A 4,091-nucleotide genomic window follows, 5' to 3' on the forward strand; every position below is an offset into this window, starting at 1 on the left:
AGCCGGAGGTGTAGATGACGTAGGCGAGGTCCTCGCCGCCGACCGCGACCTCCGGGGCGGTGTCCGGCTCCACGACCGGCCCGGCCTCGAACTCCTCCACGCACAGCACCTCGGCGTCGACCTCCGGCAGCCGCCCGAGCACCCGGCGCTGGGTGAGCAGCACCGGCACCCGGGAGTCCCGCACCATGTGCTCCAGCCGGGCCGCCGGCAGCTCCGGGTCCAGCGGCAGATAGGCGCCGCCCGCCTTGAGCACTGCCAGCAGCGCCACCACCAGCTCCGGCGCGCGCTCCATGCCGACGCCGACCACCGAGTCCCGGCCGACGCCGAGCCGGCGCAGCCGGTGGGCGAGCCGGTTGGCCCGCCGGTCCAGCTCGCCGTAGCCCACCGAACGGCCCTCGAAGCGCAGCGCCACCGCCTCCGGACGCAGCCGCGCCCGCTCCTCGAAGGCCTGGTGGATCCAGCCGGACCCGGCCGGCCACTCCCGTGCGGTGTCGTTGAACTCCACCAGCACCCGGTGGCGTTCGGCCTCCGTCAGCAGCTCCAGTCGCTCCACCGGCCGCTCCGGACCGGCCACCGCCTGCTCGGCCAGCCGGGCGAAGTGCGCGGCCAGCCGGGCGACGGTGGACTCGTCGAACAGGTCGCGGTCGTACTCGAACCAGCCGCTCAGGCCACCGTTCTCGTCGAAGGCCTGGAGCTCCAGGTCGAACCGGGCGCCGCCGCCGCGCACCGGTACCGGCTCCAGCCGCGCACCGCCCAGGGTGAGGTCCGGCACCGCCTCCCGGCCGTAGGCGAAGCTCACCTGGTACACCGGCGGCCGGCTGAGGTCACGGGCCGTGCCCAGCTCGCCGACCACCAGCTCGAACGGCACCTCCTGGTGCTCGTAGGCGCCGAGGCAGGCCGCCCGCACCCGGTCCAGCACCTCGGTGAAGGACGGCTCGCCGCCCAGCTCGGTGCGGATCGGCAGGGTGTTGACGAAGTAGCCGATCAGCGGCTCCAGTTCGGGCCGGTCGCGGACGGCGGTGGGCACCCCCACCACCACGTCCTGCCGGCGGGCGTACCGGGACAGCAGCACGGTGAACACGGCCAGCAGCGCCATGTAGGTGGTCGCGCCCCGGCGGTGGGCCAGCTCCGACAGCCCGCGCAGCAGCGGTTCGGGCAGCTCGAACGGGAGCGTGCCGCCGTTGAAGCCCTGGACGGCCGGACGCGGCCGGTCGGTCGGCAGCTCCAGTGCGGCCGGCGCCCCGGCCAGCCGCTCCTTCCAGTACGCCAACTGCTCCGCCCAGCGGCCCTGTTCGTGCTGCTCGCGCTGCCAGAGCGCGAAGTCGGCGTACTGCACCGGCAGCTCCGGCAGCGGTGAGGGCCGGCCGGCCGCGAACGCCTCGTACAGCGCGGCGAGTTCGGCCAGCAGTACCCAGAACGACCAGCGGTCCGAGACCAGGTGGTGCAGGGCCAGTACGAGCACCGACTCGTCCTCGCCGGTGCGCAGCAGGGCCAGCCGCAGCGGCGGCCCGGCCTCCAGGTCGAACGGCTCGCCGACCGCGGCCGCCACGATCCGCTCGTCCAGCTCGGCCGAGGTGAGGCCGGCCTGCCGCAGGTCGGTCTCGGGCAGTTCGGGTTCGACGGACGGCCGCACCGCCTGGACGGGGCGGCCGTCGCGCAGCGCGAAGGCGGTGCGCAGCGCCTCGTGCCGGCGGACCACCTCGCGCAGCGCCGCGCGCAGCACCCGCGCGTCCACCGGGCCGCGCACCCGCACCGCGCCCGGCACCACATAGGCCGGGTTCGCCGGCCGGACCTGCTCCAGGAACCACATGCCCTGCTGGAACAGAGAGAGCGGGAAGACATCCTCGGTGGCGCTGTTCCCGGCGGCGTCCGGGGCCGCTCCGTCGGACGCCCGCCGTTCGGCGAGCAGCCGCTCCAGGTGCGCCCGCTGCTCCGGGGTCAGTGCGGCGAGGCGTTCGTCGAGCTCAGTCATCGACCCGCTCCGACGTCTCGGTGACCTGCTCCAGGAGGGCGAGCAGTTCGGCGGTGGGGTCGGCGGCGGCGTCGGGGGTCCGGTCGGTGGAGCGGGCCGCCCGGCGGATCGGCGCCGCCTCCCCGGCGGTGGCGGTGGCGGCGGCCGGCCCGGTGGCCGTCAGCCCCTCGACCACCTGCCCGGCCAGGCTGCGGACCGTGGCGCCCTTGAGGAACTCGGCGACGGTCACCTTGACGCCCAGCCGCCCCTGGATCTCGTTGCGCAGCTCCACGGCCATCAGTGAGTCCAGGCCGAGGGTGGACAGCGGAGCATCGGCGTCGACGGCGGCCGCGCGCGAGCCCAGGGCGGTGCGCACACTGGCGGTGAGCCCGGCGACCAGGGTCTCGACCCGCTGCTCGGCGGGGGCGGCCAGCAGTTCCTCGGCGGTCGGCAGCGCGCTCGCCGCCGCCCGGCCGGGGGCGCCGGGCAGCGGGCGGGCCGGGGTGCGTTCGGCGCGCTCGGTCCGCTCGGTCCGTTGCACGCGTTCGGTCCGTTGCGCGCGTTCCGGCCGCTCGGCCCGCGGCGAGGGCCGTCGGGCGGGAGCCGCCGCGGAGCCGTCGCCGCTCGGCTCGTGCCAGCAGCGGGTGGCGGCGAACGGGTAGTGCGGCAGCGGCATCCTGGTCCGGCCGTACTCCCGGTCGAACCCGGCCCAGTCGACCTCGGCCCCCTCGGCGTACAGCCGGCCGAGGCTGCCCAGCAGAATCTCCCAGTCGTCGTACTTCGGCCGCAGGCTGGGCAGCATCAGCACGTCGTCGCCGGTCAGCACCTCGCCGACCAGGCCCAGCAGCGTCGGCGCCGGACCGACCTCCAGGAAGGTGCGGTGGCCGAGCTCGTACAGCGCCCGCACCCCGTCGGCGAACAGCACCGGCTGCCGGGCGTGCCGCAGCCAGTAGTCGGTGTCCAGCGGCCGGTCCCACGGCCACAGCCCGCCGGTCAGGTTGGACAGTAGAGGGACGGCCGGCGCCCCGAACGGGACCTTCTCCAGCGCGGCCCGCAGCGGCTCCAGCACCGGCTCGACCAGGGGGGAGTGCGAGGAGGTGGAGATGCGCAGCCGCCGCACCTCGGCGCCGCGCGCGGCGAAGGCCGCGCAGACCTCGTCGACGACCTCCCGGACCCCGGAGACGGTGGTGTTCGCCGGGCCGTTGACGGCGGCCACGGCGACCAGCGCCTCGTCGTGGCGGGCGAGTTCGGCGGCCACCTCCGCCGCGGGGGCGGCGATCGCCGCCATCGCGCCGGACTCGGCGAGCCGCTGGAGCAGCCGGCCGCGCTCGGCGACCAGCCGCAGGCCGTCCTCCAGCGGCAGCGCGCCGGCGAAGCAGGCGGCGGCGTACTCGCCGAGGCTGTGGCCGATCACGGCGGCCGGTTCCACACCCCAGGAGCGCCACAGCCCGGCCAGCGCGTACTCCACGGCGAACAGGCCGGGTTGGGCGAACTCCATGGTGTTGATCAGCTCGCCGTCCGCTGCCGAGGCCGGGTACACGGCGGAGAGCAGCGGCGCCGGCAGGACGTCCCGCAGGATCTCCTCGCACTGGTCCAGGGTGCGCCGGAAGAACGGCTGCGTCTCGTACAACTGCCGCGCCATGCCCGCGCGTTGCGGACCCTGGCCGGTGAAGAGGAAGACCGGTTCGGCCGTCGACCCGGGCCCGGCCGGGGCGGCGCCCCCGGACCGGCCCAGCAGCAGCCCCTCGCCCGGGTCGTCCCGGACGAAGTCCGCCAGCCGCTCGGCGAGTTCGCCCGGAGTGGCCCCGACGGCGGCGAGGCGGTGCGGGAAGTGCGAGCGGCCGGTGTTCGCGGAGAAGCACAGGTCGGCCGCGCTCCCGGGACCGGCCTTCGCCAGCCGGTCCTGGTAGCGGCGGGCGAGCTTCAGCAGGGCCCCGCCGCTGCGCGCCGACAGGGCGAGCACCGACAGCGGGCGGCCGTTCTCCGGCTGGGCTTCCGACTCGGCGTCCGTCTCGGCGGCCGGGAAATCCGGTGCCTGCTCGACGATCAGGTGCGCGTTGGTGCCGCTGAAGCCGAAGCTGCTCACGCCCGCCAACCGCCGCGCCCCGTCGGCACCGTCCGACGGCCACGGGGTGAGCGC

General features: G+C 76.0%; 2 protein-coding genes. Both read right to left on the bottom strand.

Annotated features, from left to right (window positions below; all coding sequences use genetic code 11):
- A partial coding sequence (locus VR45_RS36010; protein WP_045944136.1) for a condensation domain-containing protein occupies positions 1-1,972 on the bottom strand: 1,972 nt, incomplete at its 3' end.
- The coding region (locus tag VR45_RS36015) for an acyltransferase domain-containing protein (RefSeq protein ID WP_045944137.1) at positions 1,965-4,091 on the bottom strand (2,127 nt) is incomplete at its 5' end. The genes VR45_RS36015 and VR45_RS36010, both read right to left, overlap by 8 nt.

The sequence above is a fragment of the Streptomyces sp. NRRL S-495 genome (genome assembly GCF_000966955.1).
Taxonomy (GTDB): Bacteria; Actinomycetota; Actinomycetes; order Streptomycetales; family Streptomycetaceae; genus Kitasatospora; species Kitasatospora purpeofusca.